The organism is Streptococcus sp. VT 162 (assembly GCA_000688775.2).
GTDB lineage: Bacteria > Bacillota > Bacilli > Lactobacillales > Streptococcaceae > Streptococcus.
Window position 1 is genome coordinate 407,911 of the sequence record CP007628.2, and the last position, 22,658, is coordinate 430,568.

The following is a 22,658-nucleotide window of genomic DNA, read 5'->3' on the forward strand; positions in this document are numbered from 1 at the left end:
ATACAAAATAGGTCTTCATAGGTCTTCGCATTTTTAGCGCCCATTAGGATCATCAGTATAATTTTCTGAATTAGGAGACTGTCCCATCACTATTCGAACTTCGTCTCCCAACTTACGCTGTTCCCATTCATCCGTGAATCCTTTAAATCGCAATTCTGGAACTTTCTTTTTAACTGAATCATCTATTTTCGCCATAGTCCCCACCATTTTATTGGTTTTTCTTGTTCTTCTATCCTTTTTTGATCTTTGATTTGTTCCTGTAAATTTTCCAACTTCTCTTTAAGAGCGTTCACTTCATCTTTATATTGATTGTCTAAGTGTTTGAATTCTGTTTCCTGTGAGGGCATTTTGAGGGCTTTTAAGTTATCATTTTCCGCCTTGTATTCTTCTAGCAACTTTTTATCTTGCAAGGCTAATCGTTGTTACTGGTCTAACAAATTAGTTAATTTTTCTATTTGTTGGTCTTTGGTATTTGATTTGCTACTACTTTCTACTTTACCTAAAATTATTTTTTCTGCTTTAGAATTTATTAGATTAGACCCATTGGAACTTTTAAGCTGTAATTCTTTTGGTAACCTTTGGTAGTGATATTGAATATTTTGTTTTGTAACACTCAACTCATCCGCCAGCTCTTTGATCGTTTTTAAGTCTTCACTCATGGTTTAAGTCCTGCCTTTTAACCGTTGGTAGATATTGTTCAATGGCTTTTTTGAGGTAGCGTGCGATATTATGCTTAGAATATTCTTCACGTCTGCTGGCAACATAAGACAAGTGGTCTTTAACACTATTTAGCCCTCTTAATTCTTTCAGTTCGTCATAGAGGGGGTAAACATGGACTTGCAATCCTGCCATGATTTTTGTATCTTGCATTTCAAACGGACTTAGCAACATATTTTCTAGCAATAGCGTGGTGTACTTGCTTTTCATTGCTTCAATAGCTAGCTTATCTTCGGTTTCTGCTTTGCGTGCTTTATCTTCTTGATAGGCGGTATCTTCTAATTTATAGCTGTTATCGTCTGCTCGACGTTTCTTTCGTAACCAGATATCCAATGTTAAACCGTCCGCATCAATCGCTCGATAGAGATAATGCCAACGCCCCTTAATTTTGATATAGGTTTCATCCATTTTCCACGAATAGAAGGACTGTTTATTTTTCTTTTTCCAGAGATGATAGAGGATTTTACTGTATTCTTGAACCCACCGATAAATCGTAGTGTGACAAACATTTATTCCACGGTCATAAAGCAATTCCTGAACTTCACGATAGCTCAGATTGTAACGTAGGTAATAACCAACAGCGACAATGATGACGTCTTGTTGGAATTGTTTGCCTTTAAAATGATTCATCTCTCAAGCCTTACTAACCTTTTTTCTGCTCTTTGAGAAGCTGAAGGTCGTGCTAGTAACTACCTTTTTGGCTTGATTAACTCTGTCATTTACCTTATTTTGGCTTTGCAGAAAGGCTTTTATGGTGAGGTGCTAACGACACTCTACTTTACGGCCATGCAGCCAATTGGACTTTTAGTGTGGATCTACCAAGCACAGTTTAAAAAGGAAAAACAGGAGTTTGTCGCACGTAAACTGGACGGCAAGGGCTGGACCAAGTATCTTTCCATTAGTGTTCTTTGGTTGTTGGTATTTGGATTCATCTATCAGTCTATCGGAGCCAATCGTCCTTATCGCGATTCCATTACTGATGCGACCAATGGGGTAGGGCAAATCCTCATGACAGCTGTTTACCGTGAACAATGGATATTCTGGGCAGCTACCAATGTCTTTTCTATCTATCTCTGGTGGGGAGAAAGCCTGCAAATCCAAGGGAAATACCTGATTTACTTGATCAATAGTCTAGTTGGGTGGTATCAGTGGAGCAAGGCAGCAAAGAGTGCTTAAAAAAGTAAAAAAGGATCAGATGATCCTTTTTTTGTGTTAGAGCAAGATGAATAATACCGTAATGATAATAGCGCTCGTTATACGAATAATGTGGTGCGATATATGTTGATTTTCTTGCTGTCGCCCGTTCCAGTAGGCACCATAGCAGACGATACTCGAACCCACAATCCATAGTAGAATGGTTGCCAGTGGGACGAAGTAAAAGATAGCTAGAGCCAGAGAAGTGATGCAACTGCCGACCAAGATGCACGTGTTTCCCAGACTGTAGTTCTTTTGTTTCATGGCTGAAAAAGCAGCAGCAAGGTGAAGTAATGAGAATGCGAGAGCTAGTACGATTGTTAATATTCCTAGAATCATCGAAGTTAACATAGTTGGTTCCTTTCTGAGTTACAGGCTTAGTTATCAAGTGGAGTTGTAGAGGTCATCTCCATTACATCAAGGTAAAATCTCACCACTTGCTCTTCGGTATAAGATTTTCCTTTTTTTAGCCACCAAGTTAGAGTCTCGATAAAGTTCGTTACAACAAAATGCTGGAGGTAGGAGGCTGGAATGTTTGGGTAGGCCTCTTGCAAGTCACCCGCCACCATGGGATAAACGTGGTGTTCGAGTTCCTTGTGTAGTTGGCGGAGGAAGTAGTCGTTTTTGGAAAAAAGGAGACTGGTGACATGGTCCTGGTTTTTCTGAAAATGTAAAAAGATATGTGCGAGGTAGTCCTCGGTCGTAAAGTGTCCTTCTCTTTCAAAGAGATGATGAAAGAGGTAGCGACAGAGTTCATCTAAAAGGAGTTCCTTACTCTCGTAGTGACAGTAAAAAGTAGAACGTCCAACATCTGCTAGGTCAATGATATCCTGGACAGTAGTGGCATCATAGCCTTTGTCGTTCAAAAGTTGTAAAAAAGCTTGATAGATGGCTTTTTTAGTCTTGTTGACTCGACGGTCTCTTTTTAGCATATAGACACTTGAGACAAACTGTTCAGAACTGAACATGGCTGACAGTTTGCTTCTATCCTTTCTTTGGATTTTATTAGATAATACAAATGAAAGAAGTATGTATATACCCATTATACCAAAGGAGGGAGAGAAATGAGTTCTAAAACATCAATCTGGTTAGCTTTTTTCTTAAATTTAAGCTATGCTATTGTTGAGTTTATCGCAGGAGGAATCTTTGGTTCGAGTGCTGTTCTTGCTGATTCTGTTCATGACTTAGGAGATGCTATAGCCATTGGCATATCAGCCCTTTTAGAAACAATCTCAAACCGAGAAGAAGATGGGCAGTACACCTTGGGTTACAAGCGTTTCAGCCTTCTAGGGGCCATTCTAACAGCTGTGATTCTTATGATAGGGTCTGTCCTAGTGATTTTGGAAAATGTCACAAAGATCGTTCACCCACAACCCGTTAATGAGGAAGGGATCCTCTGGCTGGGAATCATTGCAGTGGCCATTAATGTGCTAGCTAGTCTAGTAGTCCGTAAAGGAAAGACAAAGAACGAGTCAATTCTTAGCTTGCATTTTTTGGAAGACACCCTTGGTTGGCTGGCTGTCATTCTAATGGCGATTATCCTCCGATTTACGGACTGGTATATCCTTGATCCGCTTTTATCTCTGGTCATTTCCATCTTTATTCTAACAAAAGCTGTTCCTCGCTTTTGGAGCGCGCTCAAGATTTTCTTAGATGCTGTGCCAGAAGGGGTCGAGACAAGTGATTTGGAGAAAGATTTAGAGGCTCTACCCAATGTCAAAAGTGTCAACCAACTTAGTATTTGGTCCATGGATGGTCTAGAGAACAATGCTGTTGTCCACATTTGTATCTGGGATTGGGAACAGATGATGGAGACCAAAGAAGTGGTGCGTCAATTTTTAGAAGAAAGAGGCGTGCAGAATATCACTATTGAAGTGGATAGCAGTCAAAGCAATCATGCGCAACATAAGCGGAGGGTGAGAGAATTAGAGCAGAAGCATGGGCATCATCATTAGAAAAACGACCTCGCTAGAGGTCGTTTTGTTATCCTATTTATTCCTTGTACTTTCCCTCAAGGTCAGTCTGGTTCCCAGCATAGTCAGGCTAGGAATTTTGCGACCGTGGAGAACTTCCTTGTTAAGAATATCCATACCTGCTCGACCCATTTCTTCGGTATAGACGGTAATGCTAGAAAGAGGGGGATAGACCTGCTTGGTCAGACTAGTGTCGTTAAAGGAAATGAGGCTGACGCGGTCTGGTAGGCTAATTCCAGCTTCTTGAAGGGCACGAAGGGCACCGATGGCTAAACTATCGCTGGCTGCGAAAAATGCTGGTGGGAGTTGTTCTCCCAACTTGTGAATGGCCTCCTTCATCAAGTCATAGCCAGACTGGGCAGTAAAGCTCCCCTGAAAGACCAGTTCTTCATGGTAGATTCCATTTGCTTGGGTAATGTCTTTGAAATTTTCTAGCCGCTTATCCTGGATAATTTCTTCCTGGTCGGTTGTTTCTTCGAGACCTGTTAGAATCCCGATACGGTCCATCCCTTGGCTGAGGAAATGGTCTACAACTTGTTTCACAGCAGTGTAAAAGTCAGTGATAATACAGGTATGACCTAATGAGAGGGTATCGCTGTCTATAAAGACTAGAGGTTTTTGGTATTCTTCAAAGGCAGCAATCTGAGCTCGGCTAAATTTTCCGATGCAGAGAATGCCAATCACTTCCTCGCTCAGAGTAAAAGGATGGTCATTAAAATAGCGCAAGATGTCATAGTCCAACTCTTGGGCTCTTTTTTCAATACCGAGACGAATCTGGTAGTAGTAGAGGTCGTCCAACTCCCCTTGCTCGCTGACCCATTGGATAATGGCAATCTTTTGCTTGGGTTTGTGGGATTCGCCTGTCTTGAGATGCTTAGTATAGCCCAGCTCTTCAGCAACGGTTAATATACGGTGTCTGGTTTCTTCTGTAACAGATAGACTCTGGTCGCGATTGAGGACACGAGATACGGTCGCGATAGAGACAGAGGCTAGCTGTGCGATGTCTTTTAAGGTAGCCATAAATCCTCCTCCTTTTAGGTTAGTATATCATATTTTTCTGCTTTTTACTGATAGTTTAGTAAAAGTTTAGTAAAAAGGATTGACCTTGGCAAATGCCTTGGATACAATAGAAGAAAACGATTACACGTTAAGGCGACTTAACGGACAGTCAAAGGAGAATTCATATGACACAACATCTTGCTGCTGAAGCCCTTCGCAAAGACTTTCTTGCCGTTTTTGGTCAAGAAGCAGACCAAACTTTCTTTTCACCAGGTCGTATCAATTTGATTGGTGAACACACAGACTACAACGGTGGGCACGTTTTTCCAGCTGCTATTTCTTTGGGGACATACGGTGCAGCTCGCAAGCGTGACGACCAAGTCTTGCGTTTCTACTCGGCCAATTTTGAAGACAAGGGTATCATCGAAGTGCCTCTTGCTGATCTCAAGTTTGAAAAAGAGCACAGCTGGACCAACTATCCAAAAGGGGTTCTTCATTTCTTGCAAGAAGCTGGACATGTGATTGACAAAGGATTTGATTTTTATGTTTATGGGAATATCCCAAATGGTGCTGGTTTGTCATCATCGGCATCCTTGGAACTCTTGACAGGGGTCGTGGCAGAGCATCTCTTTGATTTAAAACTAGACCGTTTGGATTTGGTTAAAATCGGAAAACAAACAGAAAACAACTTTATCGGAGTCAACTCTGGTATCATGGACCAGTTTGCCATCGGAATGGGTGCTGACCAACGTGCCATTTACCTAGATACCAACACTCTAGAATACGACTTGGTGCCACTTGATTTGAAGGACAATGTCGTTGTTATCATGAATACCAACAAACGTCGTGAACTGGCGGACTCTAAATACAATGAACGTCGTGCTGAGTGTGAAAAAGCTGTGGAAGAATTGCAAGCTGCCTTGGATATTCAGACCTTGGGTGAATTGGACGAGTGGGCCTTTGATCAATATAGCTACCTGATCAAAGACGAAAATCGTTTAAAACGTGCTCGCCATGCTGTGCTTGAAAACCAACGTACTCTTAAAGCTCAAGCAGCCCTTCAAGCAGGTGATTTGGAAACATTTGGTCGCTTGATGAATGCTTCTCACGTTTCTCTAGAACATGACTATGAAGTAACTGGCTTGGAATTGGATACTCTTGTTCACACAGCTTGGGCTCAGGAAGGTGTTCTTGGTGCTCGTATGACAGGAGCAGGTTTTGGTGGCTGTGCCATTGCCTTGGTGCAAAAAGAAGCTGTTGAGGCCTTTAAGGAAGCTGTAGGCAAGCACTACGAGGAAGTCGTTGGATACGCTCCAAGCTTCTATATCGCTGAAGTTGCAGGTGGCACTCGCGTCCTTGACTAGTCAAAAGGAGGCTTTATAGTGACCTTAGTAGATAAATTTGTAACACATATCATTGCAGAAAGTACCTTTGAGGAAATGGATCGAATCTACCTGACCAATCGTGTTTTGGCACGAGTGGGAGAAGGTGTTTTGGAAGTTGAGACTGATATGGATAAATTGATTGACCTCAAGGACCAGCTTGTCGAGGAGGCGGTTAGACTAGAAACCATTGAGGATAGTCAGACTGCGCGTGAAATCCTTGGTGCTGAACTAATGGACTTGGTAACCCCTTGTCCAAGTCAGGTCAACCGTGATTTCTGGGCAACCTATGCCCAATCTCCTGAGCAGGCAATTGCGGATTTCTATCAACTTAGCCAGAAAAACGACTACATCAAACTCAAGGCCATTGCTAAGAATATTGCTTATCGTGTACCGTCTAACTACGGTGAACTGGAGATTACTATCAATCTGTCTAAACCTGAAAAGGATCCAAAGGAGATTGCGGCAGCCAAGTTGGTGCAAGCTAGCAATTATCCCCAATGTCAGCTCTGTCTAGAGAACGAAGGCTACCATGGTCGGGTTAACCACCCAGCTCGCAGCAATCACCGCATTATCCGTTTCGAAATGGAGGGTCAGGAGTGGGGCTTCCAGTATTCGCCCTATGCTTATTTTAATGAGCACTGTATTTTCTTAGATGGACAGCATCGTCCTATGGCCATTAGTCGGCAGAGTTTTGAGCGTTTGTTGGCTATCGTAGAGCAGTTCCCAGGTTATTTTGCGGGCTCAAATGCCGACCTGCCGATTGTGGGGGGCTCTATCTTAACCCACGACCACTATCAGGGGGGACGACATGTTTTTCCTATGGAATTAGCTCCTCTGCAACAGACCTTCCGTTTTACTGGTTTTGAACAGGTAAAGGCTGGGATTGTCAAGTGGCCTATGTCAGTGCTTCGCTTGACTTCGGATTTCAAGGAGGATTTGACCAACTTGGCTGATAAGATTTTGCAGGAATGGCGCCAGTATTCAGATCCTAGTGTGCAGATTTTAGCAGAGACGGACGGGACACTGCACCACACTATCACACCGATTGCGCGTAAGCGTGATGGACAGTTTGAGTTGGACTTAGTCTTGCGGGACAATCAAACCTCTCTAGAGCATCCTGACGGTATCTATCATCCCCACAAGGATGTCCAACATATCAAGAAGGAAAATATCGGCTTGATTGAGGTTATGGGCTTGGCTATCCTGCCTCCACGTCTGAAAGCAGAAGTGGAGCAAGTTGCTAGCTATCTTGTAGGAGAAGAAGTCTCAGTTGCCTCTTATCATCAGGAATGGGCAGACCAACTCAAAGTTCAACATCCAGACCTAAAAGATAAAGAAAAAGCCCTTGAAATCGTCAGGGACTCTGTAGGAGCTATCTTTGCGCGCGTTCTAGAGGATGCAGGAGTTTATAAGCAGACGGAACAAGGACAGGCAGCCTTTATGCGCTTTGTAGAACAGGTCGGAATTTTGCCAGACTAGGAGCTTTCTCCTTGCACAGTCCTATAAAAAGTAGTATCATAGTGTCGTTTGAACTATCAGGAGGAAACGATGAAAGATTTTCATTTTGACGCTATATCTGCCTTTGAAAATTACGAAATTGAAAAAATGAGAGATGGTCACGTTGTGGTGACGACGAAAGTAGTGGACTCGTCGCTCAACTACTATGGCAATGCCCATGGTGGCTATCTCTTTACCCTTTGTGACCAGATTAGTGGTTTGGTGGTTATCTCGCTGGGGCTTGATGGAGTGACGCTCCAGTCCTCTATCAACTACCTAAAGGCAGGAAAACGCGACGATGTGCTGACCATTAAAGGAGAATGTGTCCATCAAGGTCGCACAACCTGTGTCGTGGATGTGGATATTACCAATCAAGAAGGCAGAAATGTCTGCAAAGCAACCTTCACCATGTTTGTCACAGGCCAGCGGTCAGAAGACAGACAGGTGAGGATATAGAGAAATAAGAAAAAGAGGTCTACACCTCTTTTTCTTATTTCTTTTTCCGATTTAATACGGCATTGAGTACAATGGCGAGTAGGCTGGCTACGACGATTCCGTTTGAGAAGAACATTTGGAAGGCTGTCGGCATGCTGACAAAGAGATTACTGTTATTGAGTCCGACACCTGCAGCGATTGAAACAGCTGCGATAAGGAAGTTGTGTTCATTGTTAGCAAAATCAACGCGAGCTAGGATTTGCATCCCTTGAAGGGAAACAAATCCAAACATCACCAGCATGGCGCCTCCAAGAACAGGACTTGGAATGATTTGGGCAAGGGCACCAAACTTAGGTAGGAGTCCAAGGAGGACTAGGAAACCAGCTGCATAATAGATTGGCAGACGGGTCTTGATACCAGACAATTTGACCAAGCCCACGTTTTGTGAAAATCCTGTGTAAGGGAAGGTGTTAAAGATTCCTCCGAGAAGTACGGCCAAACCTTCTGCGCGGTAACCGTTGCGAAGGCGCGTGCTGTCGATTGGGTCATTGGTAATATCTGACAAGGCTAGGTAAACACCAGTCGACTCCACCATGGAAACCGTTGCGATGATACACATCATGACGATAGAAGAGATTTCAAAAGTTGGAGCGCCGAAGTAAAATGGAGTTGGAATGTGAACGAGTGGAGCTGCAGAGACTGGAGAGAAGTCTACTAAGCCCATGGTAGCGGCAATAGCAGTCCCAACGACCAAGCCAATCAAAATCGAAATCGACTTGATAAAGCCTTTGGTAAAGATGTTGATCAAGAGGATAATCAGAACAGTGATAGCTGCAAGCAAGAGACTCTGACCAGTTGGCTCTGGAACGTTATTTCCCATATTTCCGATAGCGACAGGAATCAAGGTTAAACCAATCGTGGTAATGACAGAGCCCGTTACGATAGATGGGAAGAGATTGGCTACTTTTGAGAAGATGCCGGAAATCAGAACCACATAAATCCCTGAAACGATAAGGGCACCAAACATAGCACCGCTACCGTGACTCTGCCCAATCATAATCAAGGGAGCGACCGATTGGAAGGCAACACCGAGAACGACTGGTAGTCCAACACCAAAGTGTTTGTTGAGTTGGAGTTGAAGGAAGGTAGCTACCCCACACATGAAGATATCTGTGGAGATTAGGTAGGTCAACTGTTCAGCTGAATAGCCAAGAGCTGTCGCAATCATAATAGGAACTAGGATAGAACCTGAGTACATTGCGAGAAGGTGCTGAAGCCCTAGAACCGCGGCTTGCGAGTGTTTTTCTTGTTGTTGCATTAGAGATCTGCCTCCTTAAATACGACCTGACCGTTTTCAAAACGTTCCAAACGAGCGAGTGATAGAACTGGATAGCCAGCTTTCTCGAGCAAATCACGACCATCCTGGAAGGATTTTTCGATAACAATACCGATGGCTTCGACTTTTGCTCCTGCCTGTTCGATGATTTGGATCAAGCCTTTGGCAGCTTGTCCATTTGCTAGGAAATCATCGATAATCAAGACCTTGTCCTCAGGTGAGAGGAATTTCCCAGCGATGGAAACCGTGCTCGTCACCTGCTTGGTAAAGGAGTAAACCTCAGCAGTTAAGATGCCTTCGTTCATGGTGATGTTTTTAGCTTTCTTTGCGAAAATCATGGGAACGTCTAAGGCTTCAGCTGTAAAAACAGCTGGGGCGATCCCTGAAGCTTCAATGGTTACAACCTTGGTAATGCCAGCAGATGCGAATTTTTCCGCAAAAACTTTACCAATCTCCCGCATCAAACGATAGTCAACCTGGTGGGTTAAAAAGGAATCTACCTTGAGGATGTTGTCCCCCAAGATATGCCCATCCTGAAGGATGCGCTCTTCTAATAATTTCATAAGACCTCCTAAAGTCTAAAAGATGCTTCATTTGCTTGTTTAAATGTTTCTATAGTGATTTAGTTTACTAATAATATATATGTATAATACTAGTGCCAGCGAAGCGAGTTTTACTAGATATTTCCCGCTGTAGTGGTATCATATACAATAATCTTGTTATTGTATATGACGGGATTTTTGAGAGTAAAATAGTTCGGGGAACTATTTTAGCCTAAGCCTAGAAATGAAAGAGCTAGGGGCTCAAAAATTAGGGATGAAATTCCCTGGATTCCTGAAATTATCCACAGGATAATTTCACCTCCCGTCCGCACTAAATAAGGGAAATATTAAAAATATTATATTTAACCTTGAAGGCTAGCCTTAGCAAAATACTAAAAAAGGACCTACTTAATCCCCTAAGTAAGTCCCCAAAATAGGCATGGCCAAAACCATACCTCCAGCTGACATACTCATTGTTAGGTGTTCCGGCACCTTGTAGAAACGTCGTGCCAATTCACGACATAAACAAGTAAAATGATATTCAATTTTAAACAGGCTGCTGCCAATGTTTATATTTTACACCAATTAGCTTTATAAATCAAATATTTTGTTAGTAAATAGATCATAAAAGCGAACGAATAAAAGGCTGCAATGCTAGATAGTATTGTAGCCTTTTATTCTTCTATTCGCTAAATCTTAAAAAATAGCCATCTGGATCCAAGACTGCAAATTCGTGAGGATAGATGTAGTGATCCCCAACACGAAATGTTCTCTTAGTCAAAGGACGATAAATAGGATAGTTGGCCTCCAGCAGTTTTTGGTGGAGCTGAGGGACATCTTCAATACCAAAGGAAATATTGACACCGCGCCCGAAAGGATAGGTTAGTTGGGCTAATTCTTCTGTGCTGCCTTCTTCTAGCATAAGTTGGCAGTCTTCAAGCGAGAGGAAGAGAAATTTCTCCTCTGGACGCTCGTATTCGACAGAAAATCCCAGCAAATCGCAGTAGAAGTGGCGTGACTTTTCGAGGTCAGATACTACAAATTCAGGAATGACAGCTTGATAGTCCATTCGTTTTCTCCTTAGAGCTCAATCTCCATGACAATGGGTGTATGGTCTTGGCGCGCACCGGAGTCAATCATATCAGACTTGGTTACCTTGTCAGCCACGCGGTTGCTGGTCAGCCAGTAGTCGATTCTCCAGCCTGTATTGTTGATTTTAGAAGTCTTGCTACGTTGTGCCCACCAAGTGTAGCGTTCTGGAACATCGCCATGAACATGACGGAAGGTGTCGGTAAATCCAGTTGCCAAAAGGTTGGTAAATCCAGCACGTTCCTCGTCGGTAAATCCAGGTGAACGGCGGTTGCTGGCAGGATTTGCAAGGTCGATTTCATTGTGGGCTACATTGTAGTCACCGGTCGCAAGGACTGGTTTTTCTTTGTCTAGTTCAGCCAAGTACTCCGCATATTTGACATCCCAGACTTGGCGTTCTTCCAAACGTTTGAGGCCGTCGCCAGCGTTTGGAGTGTAAACTTGGGTCACGAAAAATTCATCAAATTCTAGAGTGATGATGCGACCTTCTAAGTCCATGGTAGAAGGGGCACCGATTTCTGGAAAAGTGACAGTGGGTGTGAGTTCTTTCTTATAAAGGAACATGGTTCCAGCATAGCCTTTGCGGGCAGGTTCTTGAGAAGAACGCCACGTGTTTTCGTAGTTTGGAAAGAGTTCAGCTAAAATTTCCAAGTGTTTTTTAGTAGGACCCTTGGCAGAAAGCTTGGTTTCTTGGATAGCGATGATATCAGCATTTTCAGCGACCAAGGTTTGTAGTACTTCTTGGGACAATTTGGCACGAGTTGAGTCACTAGTTAGGGCAGCATTGAGGGAATCAATATTCCATGAGATGAGTTTCATAAAGTTACCTTTTTCATTCAGATTATAGATTTTATTATACCAAAAAAAGGTCCATTTCCCCAACGTATGGCTTGAAAAATCACTCTCTTTCGTTTATAATTAAGAATGATTTTATGAAAGGGAGTGAAAATAAATGAAATTTTACTCATATGACTATGTACTTAGCCAAATCAGTCAGCAAAATGGCATCATGATTGGCTTTGGGATTGTGCTCCTAGCTATCACAGGATTTTTTGCTTTTAAAGCCTATCGAGATAAAAAGGGGACTAAGTTTCGGGAATTGGTCATGATTTTGGCCTTGACCTTGGTGGCCATGCTTTTGGTGACAATCTCAAAATACCAGACCAATCAAGCCTCTAACAACCAATTTCAAACTTCACTTCATTTCATAGAGGTTGTTTCCAAAGACTTGGGAGTGGATAAATCAGAAGTTTATGTCAATACTTCTGCAGCCACTGATGGAGCGCTTGTCAAGGTAGGTCCAAATTTCTACCGCGCCATGAACGGGAGCCAACCAGACAAGTATCTTTTAGAGAAATTAGAATTGCATCAAACAGACGCTATTGAATTGGTGGAGGTAAATAAATGACACTCAATTATATGGAAATTTTAATCAAACTGGCCTTGGGTCTTTTCTCGCTTGTTTTTGTTATCAATGTGACAGGAAAGGGAAATCTGGCGCCTAACTCTGCGACAGACCAAATTCAGAACTATGTTCTCGGTGGTATTATCGGTGGGGTGATTTACAATAGTTCTATTAGCATTCTGCAGTACGCAGTGATTTTGATGATGTGGACGATTTTGGTCTTGACCCTCAAGTGGCTCAATAACAATGTTCGTTTTGTCAAACGCTTGATTGATGGAAAACCAACTCTCCTTATCAAAAATGGGCAGATTGACCCAGAAGCCTGTCGTTCAGTTGGTTTGTCTGCAGCAGAAGTTGCTCTCAAACTTCGTAGCCAAGGGATTTTCCAGATGAAACAGGTCAAATGCGCTGTGCAGGAGCAAAATGGCCAACTCATCGTGGTCCAAATGGGGGATGAAAATCCTAAGTATCCAGTTGTGACTGACGGTGTGATACAAGTCGATGTTTTGGAGTCGATTGGTCGTAACGAAGAGTGGTTGCTTGATAACCTCAGCAAGCAAGGGCATGACAATGTAGCCAATATCTTTATCGCTGAGTATGACAAGGGTGCGGTCACAGTCGTAACCTATGAATAAGAAAAACCTGGGGTCTTGGCCTCAGGTTTCTATTTGCAATCAGAAAGGGATGTTATGTCCATTATTCAAAAACTTTGGTGGTTTTTCAAGTTAGAAAAACGCCGTTATCTAGTCGGGATTGTGGCCCTGGTTTTGGTTTCCGTCCTCAACCTCATTCCCCCCATGGTTATGGGGCGGGTCATTGATGCTATCACATCGGGGCAATTAACCCAGCAGGACCTCCTTCTTGACCTATTTTACTTGCTTCTTGCGGCCTTTGGGATGTACTATCTGCGCTATGTTTGGCGGATGTATATCCTTGGGACTTCCTACCGTCTGGGACAGATTATGCGCTCTCGCTTGTTTGAGCATTTCACAAAAATGTCTCCAGCCTTTTATCAAACCTATAGGACGGGGGACCTGATGGCACACGCAACCAACGATATCAATGCCTTAACGCGTCTGGCAGGGGGAGGGGTTATGTCAGCGGTTGATGCCTCTATCACGGCTCTAGTGACCTTGTTGACCATGCTCTTTAGCATTTCTTGGCAGATGACCATGGTTGCCATTCTTCCCTTGCCTTTTATGGCCTATGCGACCAGTCGTCTAGGGAGAAAGACCCACAAGGCCTTTGGTGAATCACAAGCTGCCTTTTCTGAACTCAATAACAAGGTGCAGGAGTCTGTATCAGGTATCAAGGTGACCAAGTCTTTCGGTTATCAGGCGGACGAGTTGAAGTCCTTTCAAGCAGTCAATGAATTGACCTTCCAAAAGAACCTGCAAACCATGAAATACGACAGTCTCTTTGACCCCATGGTTCTCTTGTTTGTTGGTTCGTCCTATGTTTTAACCCTCTTGGTCGGTTCCTTAATGGTTCAGGATGGACAGATTACGGTTGGGAATCTGGTCACCTTTATCAGCTACTTGGATATGCTGGTTTGGCCACTTATGGCCATTGGCTTCCTCTTTAATATCACTCAGCGAGGGAAGGTTTCTTATCAGCGGATTGAGGAACTTTTGTCTCAGGAATCACCTGTACAAGACCCTGAGTTTCCTCTGGACGGTATTGAAAATGGACGTTTGGAGTACGCCATTGACAGCTTTGCCTTTGAAAATGAGGAGACACTGACGGATATTCACTTTAGTTTAGAAAAAGGGCAAACTCTGGGCTTGGTCGGTCAGACAGGCTCTGGGAAAACATCCTTGATCAAACTCCTCTTGCGTGAATACGATGTGGATAGGGGAGCTATTTATCTAAATGGTCATGATATTCGCGATTATCGTCTGACAGACCTTCGTGGTCTCATGGGCTATGTCCCTCAGGATCAGTTTCTCTTTGCGACCTCTATCTTAGACAATATCCGCTTCGGCAATCCTAATTTGTCCCTTTCGGCGGTCGAGGAAGCGACCAAGCTAGCTCAAGTTTACCAAGATATTGTGGACATGCCTCAGGGATTTGATACGCTGATCGGTGAAAAGGGAGTCAGTCTCTCAGGTGGGCAAAAGCAACGTCTGGCTATGAGTCGGGCTATGATTTTAGACCCTGATATCTTGATTCTAGATGATTCCTTGTCCGCCGTGGATGCCAAGACAGAGTATGCGATTATCGATAATCTCAAGGAAACGCGGAAGAATAAGACAACCATTATCACAGCCCATCGTCTCAGTGCAGTCGTCCATGCAGATTTGATTTTAGTCCTGCAAAATGGCCAAATCATAGAACGCGGTACACACGAAGACCTGCTAGCTTTAGATGGCTGGTATGCTCAAACCTACCAGTCTCAGCAGTTGGAAATGAAAGGAGAAGAAGATGCAGAATAAACAAGAACAATGGACTGTATTGAAGCGCTTGATGTCCTATCTCAAGCCTTATGGACTCCTGACCTTTTTGGCACTCAGTTTTCTCCTCGCGACGACTGTCATTAAAAGTGTCATTCCCCTTGTGGCCTCCCACTTTATCGACCAGTATCTCAGCAATCTTAACCAAATTGCTGTGGCCGTTTTGCTGGTCTACTATGGTCTTTATCTCCTACAAACTCTGGTCCAGTATGTCGGAAATCTTCTCTTTGCGCGGGTGTCTTATAGTATTGTAAGAGATATTCGTCGGGATGCCTTTGCCAATATGGAGAAACTTGGCATGTCTTATTTTGACAAGACGCCAGCAGGCTCCATCGTTTCTCGTTTGACCAATGATACCGAGACCATCAGTGATATGTTTTCAGGGATTTTATCCAGCTTTATTTCAGCAGTTTTCATCTTTCTGACAACCCTTTATACCATGTTGGTGCTGGATTTTCGTTTGACAGCTTTAGTCCTGCTCTTTCTTCCCTTGATTTTCCTTTTGGTCAATCTCTACCGGAAAAAATCAGTGAAAATCATCGAAAAAACCAGAAGTCTCTTGTCGGATATCAATAGTAAGCTGGCAGAGAGTATCGAGGGAATCAGGATTATCCAGGCCTTTAATCAAGAGAAGCGCCTGCAGGCAGAATTTGATGAAATCAACCAAGAACACTTGGTCTATGCCAACCGTTCTGTAGCCTTGGATGCCCTCTTCTTGCGCCCTGCCATGAGTTTGCTGAAACTCCTAGGCTACGCCGTTTTGATGGCCTACTTTGGTTACCGTGGTCTTTCTATTGGGATAACAGCTGGAACCATGTATGCCTTTATCCAGTATATCAACCGCCTTTTTGATCCCTTGATTGAGGTGACGCAAAACTTTTCAACCCTTCAAACGTCCATGGTATCTGCAGGTCGTGTCTTTGCCTTGATTGATGAGACGACCTATGAGCCTCTTCAAGAAGATGGGCAAGCCAAAGTTCAAGAAGGCAATATCCGTTTTGAACATGTGTGTTTCTCATATGATGGCAAACATCCGATTCTGGATGACATTTCCTTTTCAGTTAAGAAGGGTGAAACCATTGCCTTTGTAGGTCATACAGGTTCCGGGAAATCTTCCATTATCAATGTCCTCATGCGCTTTTATGAATTTCAGTCAGGCCGCGTTCTCTTGGATGATGTGGATATCAGGAACTACAGTCAGGAAGAGCTGAGAAAAAACATCGGTTTGGTCTTACAGGATCCCTTCCTCTATCACGGGACTATCAAGTCCAATATCGCCATGTATCAAGATCTTAGTGATGAAGAAGTCCAGGCTGCGGCTGCCTTTGTGGATGCAGATTCCTTTATTCAGGACCTTCCGCAGGGTTATGATGCACCCGTGTCTGAGCGTGGTTCGAGCTTTTCTACTGGCCAACGCCAGCTTCTTGCCTTTGCTAGAACAGTCGCCAGTCAGCCTAAAATCTTGATTTTGGATGAAGCGACAGCCAATATTGACTCTGAAACAGAAAGTTTGGTTCAAGATTCCCTAGCTAAGATGAGAAAGGGGCGGACAACCATTGCTATCGCCCACCGCCTTTCGACTATCCAAGACGCCAACTGCATCTATGTCTTGGACAAGGGGCGCATCATCGAGAGTGGAACCCATGAGGAACTCTTGGCCTTGGGAGGAACCTATCACAAGATGTATAGCTTGCAGGCAGGGGCCATGTCTTAATACTCCTTGATTTTCATTGAGTATAAGAAGGAAATTCTTCAAATTACAGATTTCTTGCACCGCCTTTTCCATTTTGTGGTATAATGAAAAATGTTGACAAATAGTATAATAAAAAACAAAGGAGAAACAGCATGCTGAAATGGGAAGACTTGCCCGTGGAAATGCAATCAAGCGAGGTTGAGTCTTATTACCAGCTTGTCTCTAAAAGGAAGGGTTCGCTGATTTTCAAGCGTTGCCTGGACTGGGTTCTGGCCCTGTTTTTGCTAGTTTTGACTTCTCCCGTCTTTCTTATCTTGAGCATTTGGATTAAGTTGGATAGCAAGGGACCTGTCATTTACAAGCAAGAGCGCGTGACCCAGTACAACCGTCCGTTCAAGATTTGGAAGTTCCGTACTATGGTAACGGATGCGGATAAAAAAGGAAGTCTAGTGACTTCTGCTAACGATAGCCGTATTACCAAAGTTGGAAATTTCATCCGCCGTGTGCGTTTGGACGAACTGCCTCAGTTGGTCAATGTCCTTAAAGGCGAAATGTCCTTTGTCGGTACACGACCTGAAGTGCCACGTTACACCAAGCAGTATAGTCCTGAAATGATGGCGACCTTGCTCTTGCCAGCAGGAATCACCTCTCCAGCCAGCATCAACTACAAGGATGAGGATACGATCATCAGTCAGATGACAGAGAAAGGTCTGTCGGTTGACCAGGCCTATGTCGAACATGTCCTTCCTGAAAAGATGCGCTATAACCTCGCCTATCTCCGAGAGTTTAGTTTCCTTGGAGACATCAAAATTATGTTTCAAACCGTGTTTGAAGTGCTAAAATAAAGTAGTCATGAGAAAATGAGTACAGATAAAAGGAGCAAATCAATGCCAAATTACAATATTCCATTTTCACCACCCGATATTACCGAAGCTGAAATTGCTGAAGTAGCGGATACCCTGCGCTCTGGTTGGATCACAACAGGTCCTAAGACAAAAGAACTGGAGCGTCGCTTGTCTCAATACACACAGACACCTAAGACTGTCTGCCTCAACTCTGCGACTGCAGCTCTTGAGTTGATTTTGCGTGTTTTGGAAGTGGGACCTGGTGATGAAGTCATCGTTCCAGCTATGACTTATACAGCTTCATGTAGTGTCATCACACACGTGGGAGCGACCCCTGTCATGGTGGATATTCAAGCAGATACTTTTGAAATGGACTATGACTTGCTTGAGCAAGCTATTACTGAGAAAACTAAGGTGATTATTCCGGTTGAGCTTGCAGGGATTGTTTGCGACTATGACCGTTTGTTCCAAGTCGTGGAGAAAAAACGTGACCTCTTTACAGCTGCTAGCAAGTGGCAAAAGGCCTTTAACCGTATCGTGATTGTCTCTGATAGTGCCCATGCTTTGGGATCTACTTACAAAGGGCAACCAGCTGGTTCTATCGCTGACTTTACTTCCTTCTCATTCCATGCCGTTAAGAACTTTACAACGGCTGAGGGAGGAAGTGCGACTTGGAAAGCCAATCCAGCGATTGACGACGAAGAGATGTACAAGGAATTTCAAATCCTTTCCCTTCACGGTCAAACAAAGGATGCTCTTGCCAAGATGCAATTGGGTTCATGGGAATACGATATCGTTACACCAGCCTACAAGTGCAATATGACGGATATCATGGCTTCGATTGGTTTGGTACAATTGGACCGTTACCCAGCTTTGCTACAACGTCGTAAGGACATCGTGGACCGCTATGATCGTGGTTTTGCGGGTACTCGTATTCACCCACTGGCACACAAGACTGATACTGTCGAATCTTCACGCCACCTCTACATCACCCATGTAGAAGGAGCAAGTTTAGAAGAACGCAACCTCATCATCCAAGAATTGGCCAAAGCTGGAATTGCAAGTAACGTTCACTACAAACCGCTTCCACTCTTGACAGCCTATAAGAATCTTGGTTTTGATATGGCAGATTATCCAAGAGCCTATGCCTTCTTTGAAAATGAAATTACGCTTCCTCTTCATACAAAATTAAGCGATGAAGAAGTTGATTACATCGTTCAGACTTTAGTGAGAATTTCTGAAGAAATCCTCGGTTCTGGAAAAAAATAATAAAAAATCTTGACAAAAAGCGGACAATAGCATATAATATTCTCAACAAATCAGAAAAGTAACTATTTTTGATCTTCAGGGAGCCTGTGGTGATTGTGAACAGGTGGTTGGAAGTAGTGAAAGTGGGCTGATTTTAAAAATGAATTTGAAACAATGAAAATTCGGTGCGCACACCTTACAGTGCAACTTGTTGTTAGACAAGGCAGAGATGTAAAGGGGAATAGTCCCTTTATAATTGAGGTGGCACCGCGTTACCAACGCCCTCACACGGAAGTAGATTCTGTGTGTGGGCTTTTTTCTTTCGGTCATTTTGTTTATCTTTTATTAGGGCGTTAAGTCGCTTTGATGAACTTGAGTTCTATCTGCAGCTCCTTGCCTACTACTAAAAGCAAACAAAAAGCCGAATTAATATGGAAAGAGGAAAAATTTATGACAACTAAAGGTTATTTTGGACAATTTGGTGGTAGTTTTGTACCGGAGCCGATTCAGGCTTTGTTGGATGAGTTGGAAATGACATTTGACAAATACAAGGATGATCCAGAGTTTTTGGCAGAATTTTGCCATTACTTGAAGGATTATTCTGGTCGCGAAACACCGCTTTATTTTGCGGAAAGTTTGACAGATCACCTAGGTGGGGCTAAGATTTATCTCAAGCGCGAAGATCTTAACCATCTTGGTTCTCACAAGCTCAACAACGTTTTAGGGCAAATCCTTCTTGCCAAACGTATGGGCAAGAAACGAGTGATCGCAGAAACAGGGGCTGGTCAGCACGGGGTTGCGACAGCTGCAGCTGCAGCCAAGTTTGGTATGGCCTGTGATGTCTACATGGGGGCAGAAGATGTGGAACGTCAACGTCTCAATGTTTTCCGTATGGAAATGATGGGAGCGACCGTTCACGCGGTTGAAACGGGGACACGAACTCTTAAGGATGCGGTCGATGCAGCCTTTGGAGCATGGATGAATGATCTTGAAGCTTTCTACGTTTTGGGATCTGCTGTAGGTCCTCATCCTTATCCTACCATTGTTCATGAATTCCAAAAGGTCATCAGTGAAGAATCTCGCCGTCAAATTTTGGAAAAAGAAGGACGCTTGCCAGACTACGTCATTGCCTGTGTAGGTGGTGGTTCCAATGCCATCGGTGCATTTTCTCAGTATGTGGCTGATGAAGAAGTCAAATTGGTTGGGGTCGAAGCTGCCGGTCACGGACTTGACACAGACAAGCACGCAGCCACTATGACAAAAGGTAGTGTCGGAATTGTCGATGGTATGAAGACTTATGCAGTCTTTAAGGAAGATGGAGAGCTGGCGCCAGTTTACTCTATCTCAGCTGGTTTGGACTATCCAGGGGTTGGTCCAGAACACGCCTACTTTAAAGACTCAGGTCGCGTAGAATATGTGGCAGCGACAGATGAAGAAGCTGTTCAAGCCTTGCTCCTTCTTAGTAAGACAGAAGGGATTATCCCAGCGATTGAAAGTTCGCATGCCATCGCAGAAGCAGTTAAACGTGCACCGAAACTAAGTAAAGATGAGATTATCATCATCAATGTCTCTGGTCGTGGAGACAAGGACGTAGCTGCGATTGCAGACTACCTAGAAGCTAAAAAATAAGAGATGGAAAAATTACAGTCTTTTCTTTCCCAGAGAGCTTGTGGTTGCTGGAAACAAGCAGAGAAAGCTGTAAGGTTGGGTCCATCTGAAACGAGAGAAGAAAACATAATTCTCAAGGGAGTGCCCTTTATCGCACAGCCTGTTACAGGAAGGTTCTGAGACAGGAATGAGAGATAGGAGAAATCCTATAATTGAGGTGGTACCGCGAATTTCGTCCTCACGCAAGTTATTTTGCGTGGGGATTTTTCATACAATCGCCACGGACTAGAAATAGAACTGAAAGGAAAATTACAATGGAACGAATCATTCATGGAGATGTCTTATCACCAATCTTGGCTTATATGCGCTTAAAAGGACAACACAAGGTGATTTTAGAAAGTATTCCGAGAGACAAGGAAACCGCTCGTTTTTCTATCCTAGCCTATAATCCTGTTTTTGAGATTCAGTTTAAAAATGGAGTCCTTTATCAAAATGGTCAAGTGATTGATCGGGATCCCTTGGATTTCCTTTATGAAGTCACTCATAAGAGTCAGCACCATTCAGATCTCCCTTTTGGTGGGGGAGCTATTGGCTTTGTTGGTTATGATATGATTTCGCTCTATGAAGAAATCGGTCAAATCCCCCAAGATACCATTGGGACGCCAGACATGCATTTCTTTGTCTATGAGAGCTACATGGTCTTTGACCACAAGAAGGAAAAAATCCATGTCATCGAAGATGCTCTTTATAGCGAGCGTAGTCAAGAAGATTTGGAAGAAGCCTTGAAGCAAGTGCTTGAGGAATTACGCATTCCTGCTTCAAATGAATTTGAAGACTTGGATCTATCTCCGCTGGACTTCAAACCCCATATCGCTCCTCAGAAGTTTGAGCAAATGGTAGAAACCGCTCGTGACTTGATTCGTAATGGTGATATGTTCCAATGCGTGCTCAGCCAGCGCTTCTCAGCGGAAGTCACTGGAAATCCATTTGACTTTTACAGAAATCTCCGCGTGACGAATCCTTCTAATTACCTCTATTTCTATGACTTTGGTGATTATCAAATCATCGGTGCCAGTCCTGAAAGTTTGGTTTCTGTCAAAAATGGCATCGTAACAACCAATCCGATTGCCGGTACACGACCAAGAGGAGCTACGGATGAAGAGGACAAGGCCTTGGCGACAGACCTCCTGTCTGATGAGAAGGAGACAGCAGAACATCGAATGTTAGTAGACTTGGGACGTAATGATATTGGTCGTATCTCTGAAACAGCCAATGTCCAAGTCACCAAGTATATGGAAGTGGAACTCTTCCGCTATGTCATGCATTTGACCAGCGTGGTCAAGGGACGTTTGCTTCCAGACCTCACTGCCATGGATGCCTTGAAAGCTACACTTCCAGCTGGAACAGTGTCAGGAGCACCAAAGATTCGGGCCATGAGACGGATCTATGAACTGGAAACAGAAAAACGTGGTGTATACGCAGGAGCAATCGGCTACTTGTCTGCGACGGGTGATATGGATTTCGCTATCGCCATCCGAACTATGATTCTCAAAAATCAAACAGCCTATGTGCAGGCTGGGGCAGGGATTGTCTATGACTCCATCGCCCAAAACGAATATCAAGAAACCATTAACAAGGCTAAATCTATGACTAGAATTGGAGAACTAAGACCATGATTTTATTGATTGACAACTATGATTCCTTTACCTATAACTTGGCTCAATACATTGGGAATTTCGCAGAGGTGCAGGTTTTGAGAAATGATGATCCTAAGCTGTATGAAGAAGCTGAAAAAGCAGACGGCCTGGTCTTTTCTCCCGGTCCAGGTTGGCCAGTTGATGCGGGAAAGATGGAAGACATGATTCGTGATTTTGCTGGGAAGAAGCCGATTCTTGGAATTTGTTTGGGCCACCAAGCCATCGCAGAAGTCTTTGGTGGGAAGCTAGGTTTGGCTCCCAAAGTCATGCATGGGAAACAGAGCAACATCAGCTTTGAAGCGCCTTCTGTTCTCTATCAAGGCATCGAGGATGGCCGTCCAGTCATGCGTTACCATAGTATTTTGATTGAAGAAATGCCTGAAGACTTTGAAGTGACAGCCCGTTCGACTGATGACCAAGCCATTATGGGAATTCAACACAAAACCCTTCCAATTTATGGCTTCCAGTACCATCCAGAGAGTATCGGAACGCCAGATGGCTTGTCTTCTATTCGGAATTTTATCGAGAAGGTTGTAAAATGA

At 43.6% G+C, this 22,658-nt stretch carries 24 protein-coding genes, 1 pseudogene and 3 other annotated features; of the genes and pseudogenes, 14 read left to right on the plus strand and 11 right to left on the minus strand.

The genetic code is table 11. The features are described from left to right. Positions 1-33 precede the first annotated feature (33 nt). The 4 genes from V470_01980 to V470_01995 are packed head-to-tail and all read right to left on the minus strand — an operon-like array spanning position 34 to position 1,125. Entirely contained in the window at positions 34-207 is a 174-nt protein-coding gene (locus V470_01980; protein ID AHZ47214.2) for a DNA-binding protein, read from the minus strand. Further along, the gene (locus V470_01985; protein ID AHZ47215.1) at positions 183-410 is read right to left on the minus strand and encodes a DNA-binding protein; all 228 of its coding nucleotides are present in this window, start codon (positions 408-410) and stop codon (positions 183-185) included. The genes V470_01980 and V470_01985 overlap by 25 nt, the downstream gene beginning before the upstream one ends. Positions 411-422: 12 nt before the next feature. Beyond that, a complete protein-coding gene (locus V470_01990) occupies positions 423-659 on the minus strand; it encodes a plasmid replication protein (GenBank protein AHZ47216.1) in 237 nt (78 codons plus the stop codon). Continuing rightward, positions 652-1,125 (minus strand): hypothetical protein, encoded by a 474-nt coding sequence (locus V470_01995; GenBank protein ID AHZ47217.1) that lies wholly within the window; start codon positions 1,123-1,125, stop codon positions 652-654. The genes V470_01990 and V470_01995 overlap by 8 nt, the downstream gene beginning before the upstream one ends. A 66-nt stretch (positions 1,126-1,191) precedes the next feature. Here V470_01995 and V470_10540 point away from each other — a divergent pair. Then, a pseudogene (locus V470_10540) lies at positions 1,192-1,893 on the plus strand (nicotinamide mononucleotide transporter PnuC). A gap of 36 nt (positions 1,894-1,929) precedes the next feature. Here V470_10540 and V470_02005 read toward each other — a convergent pair. Both V470_02005 and V470_02010 read right to left on the minus strand, forming a co-directional pair. Next, entirely contained in the window at positions 1,930-2,262 is a 333-nt protein-coding gene (locus tag V470_02005) for a glucuronide permease (protein AHZ47218.1), read from the minus strand. A gap of 26 nt (positions 2,263-2,288) precedes the next feature. Continuing rightward, a complete protein-coding gene (locus tag V470_02010) occupies positions 2,289-2,843 on the minus strand; it encodes a TetR family transcriptional regulator (protein ID AHZ47219.1) in 555 nt (184 codons plus the stop codon). Between the two features lie 132 nt (positions 2,844-2,975). On the opposite strand from V470_02010, the gene V470_02015 reads away from it, so the two are divergent. Beyond that, a complete protein-coding gene (locus V470_02015) occupies positions 2,976-3,866 on the plus strand; it encodes a cation transporter (protein ID AHZ47220.1) in 891 nt (296 codons plus the stop codon). A 33-nt stretch (positions 3,867-3,899) separates the two neighbouring features. On the opposite strand, the gene V470_02020 is transcribed toward V470_02015, so the two are convergent. Next, complete coding sequence (locus V470_02020) at positions 3,900-4,904, minus strand: LacI family transcriptional regulator (protein ID AHZ47221.1); 1,005 nt, start codon at positions 4,902-4,904, stop codon at positions 3,900-3,902. A gap of 164 nt (positions 4,905-5,068) precedes the next feature. Here V470_02020 and V470_02025 point away from each other — a divergent pair, with 164 nt between their 5' ends. The 3 genes from V470_02025 (at position 5,069) to V470_02035 (ending at position 8,221) form a co-directional block, all read left to right on the plus strand. Next, positions 5,069-6,247, plus strand: a complete 1,179-nt coding sequence (locus V470_02025) for a galactokinase (GenBank protein AHZ47222.1) — start codon at positions 5,069-5,071, stop codon at positions 6,245-6,247. 18 nt (positions 6,248-6,265) lie between these two features. Continuing rightward, the gene (locus tag V470_02030) at positions 6,266-7,747 is read left to right on the plus strand and encodes a galactose-1-phosphate uridylyltransferase (GenBank protein AHZ47223.1); all 1,482 of its coding nucleotides are present in this window, start codon (positions 6,266-6,268) and stop codon (positions 7,745-7,747) included. 69 nt (positions 7,748-7,816) lie between these two features. Then, complete coding sequence (locus tag V470_02035; protein ID AHZ47224.1) at positions 7,817-8,221, plus strand: thioesterase; 405 nt, start codon at positions 7,817-7,819, stop codon at positions 8,219-8,221. Between the two features lie 34 nt (positions 8,222-8,255). Here V470_02035 and V470_02040 read toward each other — a convergent pair whose 3' ends face one another. From V470_02040 to V470_02055, 4 genes are all read right to left on the minus strand, one after another. Then, positions 8,256-9,518: a xanthine permease gene (locus tag V470_02040; protein AHZ47225.1), complete on the minus strand. Its 1,263-nt coding sequence runs from the start codon at positions 9,516-9,518 to the stop codon at positions 8,256-8,258. Beyond that, the gene (locus tag V470_02045; protein ID AHZ47226.1) at positions 9,518-10,099 is read right to left on the minus strand and encodes a xanthine phosphoribosyltransferase; all 582 of its coding nucleotides are present in this window, start codon (positions 10,097-10,099) and stop codon (positions 9,518-9,520) included. Before V470_02045 ends, V470_02040 begins: the two co-directional genes overlap by 1 nt. A 432-nt stretch (positions 10,100-10,531) precedes the next feature. Continuing rightward, positions 10,532-10,627: a binding site (purine riboswitch), on the minus strand. A gap of 133 nt (positions 10,628-10,760) precedes the next feature. Beyond that, positions 10,761-11,147 carry a glyoxalase gene (locus V470_02050; GenBank protein ID AHZ47227.1) on the minus strand — a complete coding sequence of 129 codons (387 nt, stop codon included), beginning with the start codon at positions 11,145-11,147 and terminating at the stop codon, positions 10,761-10,763. 11 nt (positions 11,148-11,158) lie between these two features. After that, a complete protein-coding gene (locus tag V470_02055; protein AHZ47228.1) occupies positions 11,159-11,986 on the minus strand; it encodes an exodeoxyribonuclease in 828 nt (275 codons plus the stop codon). Positions 11,987-12,119: 133 nt separating this feature from the next. Here V470_02055 and V470_02060 point away from each other — a divergent pair, with 133 nt between their 5' ends. The 9 genes from V470_02060 to V470_02105 all read left to right on the plus strand — a co-directional run bounded on the left by V470_02060 (position 12,120) and on the right by V470_02105 (position 22,658). Beyond that, positions 12,120-12,575, plus strand: a complete 456-nt coding sequence (locus V470_02060; protein ID AHZ47229.1) for a hypothetical protein — start codon at positions 12,120-12,122, stop codon at positions 12,573-12,575. Beyond that, complete coding sequence (locus V470_02065; protein AHZ47230.1) at positions 12,572-13,207, plus strand: membrane protein; 636 nt, start codon at positions 12,572-12,574, stop codon at positions 13,205-13,207. The genes V470_02060 and V470_02065 overlap by 4 nt, the downstream gene beginning before the upstream one ends. Positions 13,208-13,261: 54 nt before the next feature. Further along, positions 13,262-15,007 carry a multidrug ABC transporter ATP-binding protein gene (locus V470_02070; protein ID AHZ47231.1) on the plus strand — a complete coding sequence of 582 codons (1,746 nt, stop codon included), beginning with the start codon at positions 13,262-13,264 and terminating at the stop codon, positions 15,005-15,007. Further along, on the plus strand, positions 14,997-16,739 hold the full coding sequence (locus V470_02075; GenBank protein ID AHZ47232.1) for a multidrug ABC transporter ATP-binding protein: 1,743 nt from the start codon (positions 14,997-14,999) through the stop codon (positions 16,737-16,739). Before V470_02070 ends, V470_02075 begins: the two co-directional genes overlap by 11 nt. 131 nt (positions 16,740-16,870) lie before the next feature. Then, positions 16,871-17,563, plus strand: a complete 693-nt coding sequence (locus tag V470_02080) for a glycosyl transferase (GenBank protein AHZ47233.1) — start codon at positions 16,871-16,873, stop codon at positions 17,561-17,563. A 42-nt stretch (positions 17,564-17,605) separates the two neighbouring features. Beyond that, positions 17,606-18,832 (plus strand): capsular biosynthesis protein, encoded by a 1,227-nt coding sequence (locus V470_02085; GenBank protein AHZ47234.1) that lies wholly within the window; start codon positions 17,606-17,608, stop codon positions 18,830-18,832. 42 nt (positions 18,833-18,874) lie between these two features. After that, positions 18,875-19,100 (plus strand) — a sequence feature (T-box leader). 161 nt (positions 19,101-19,261) lie between these two features. Then, entirely contained in the window at positions 19,262-20,440 is a 1,179-nt protein-coding gene (locus tag V470_02090; protein ID AHZ47235.1) for a tryptophan synthase subunit beta, read from the plus strand. After that, positions 20,437-20,662: a sequence feature (T-box leader), on the plus strand. It overlaps the preceding gene by 4 nt. A gap of 71 nt (positions 20,663-20,733) precedes the next feature. Further along, on the plus strand, positions 20,734-22,095 hold the full coding sequence (locus tag V470_02100; GenBank protein AHZ47236.1) for an anthranilate synthase component I: 1,362 nt from the start codon (positions 20,734-20,736) through the stop codon (positions 22,093-22,095). Next, positions 22,092-22,658 carry an anthranilate synthase subunit II gene (locus V470_02105; protein ID AHZ47237.1) on the plus strand — a complete coding sequence of 189 codons (567 nt, stop codon included), beginning with the start codon at positions 22,092-22,094 and terminating at the stop codon, positions 22,656-22,658. Before V470_02100 ends, V470_02105 begins: the two co-directional genes overlap by 4 nt.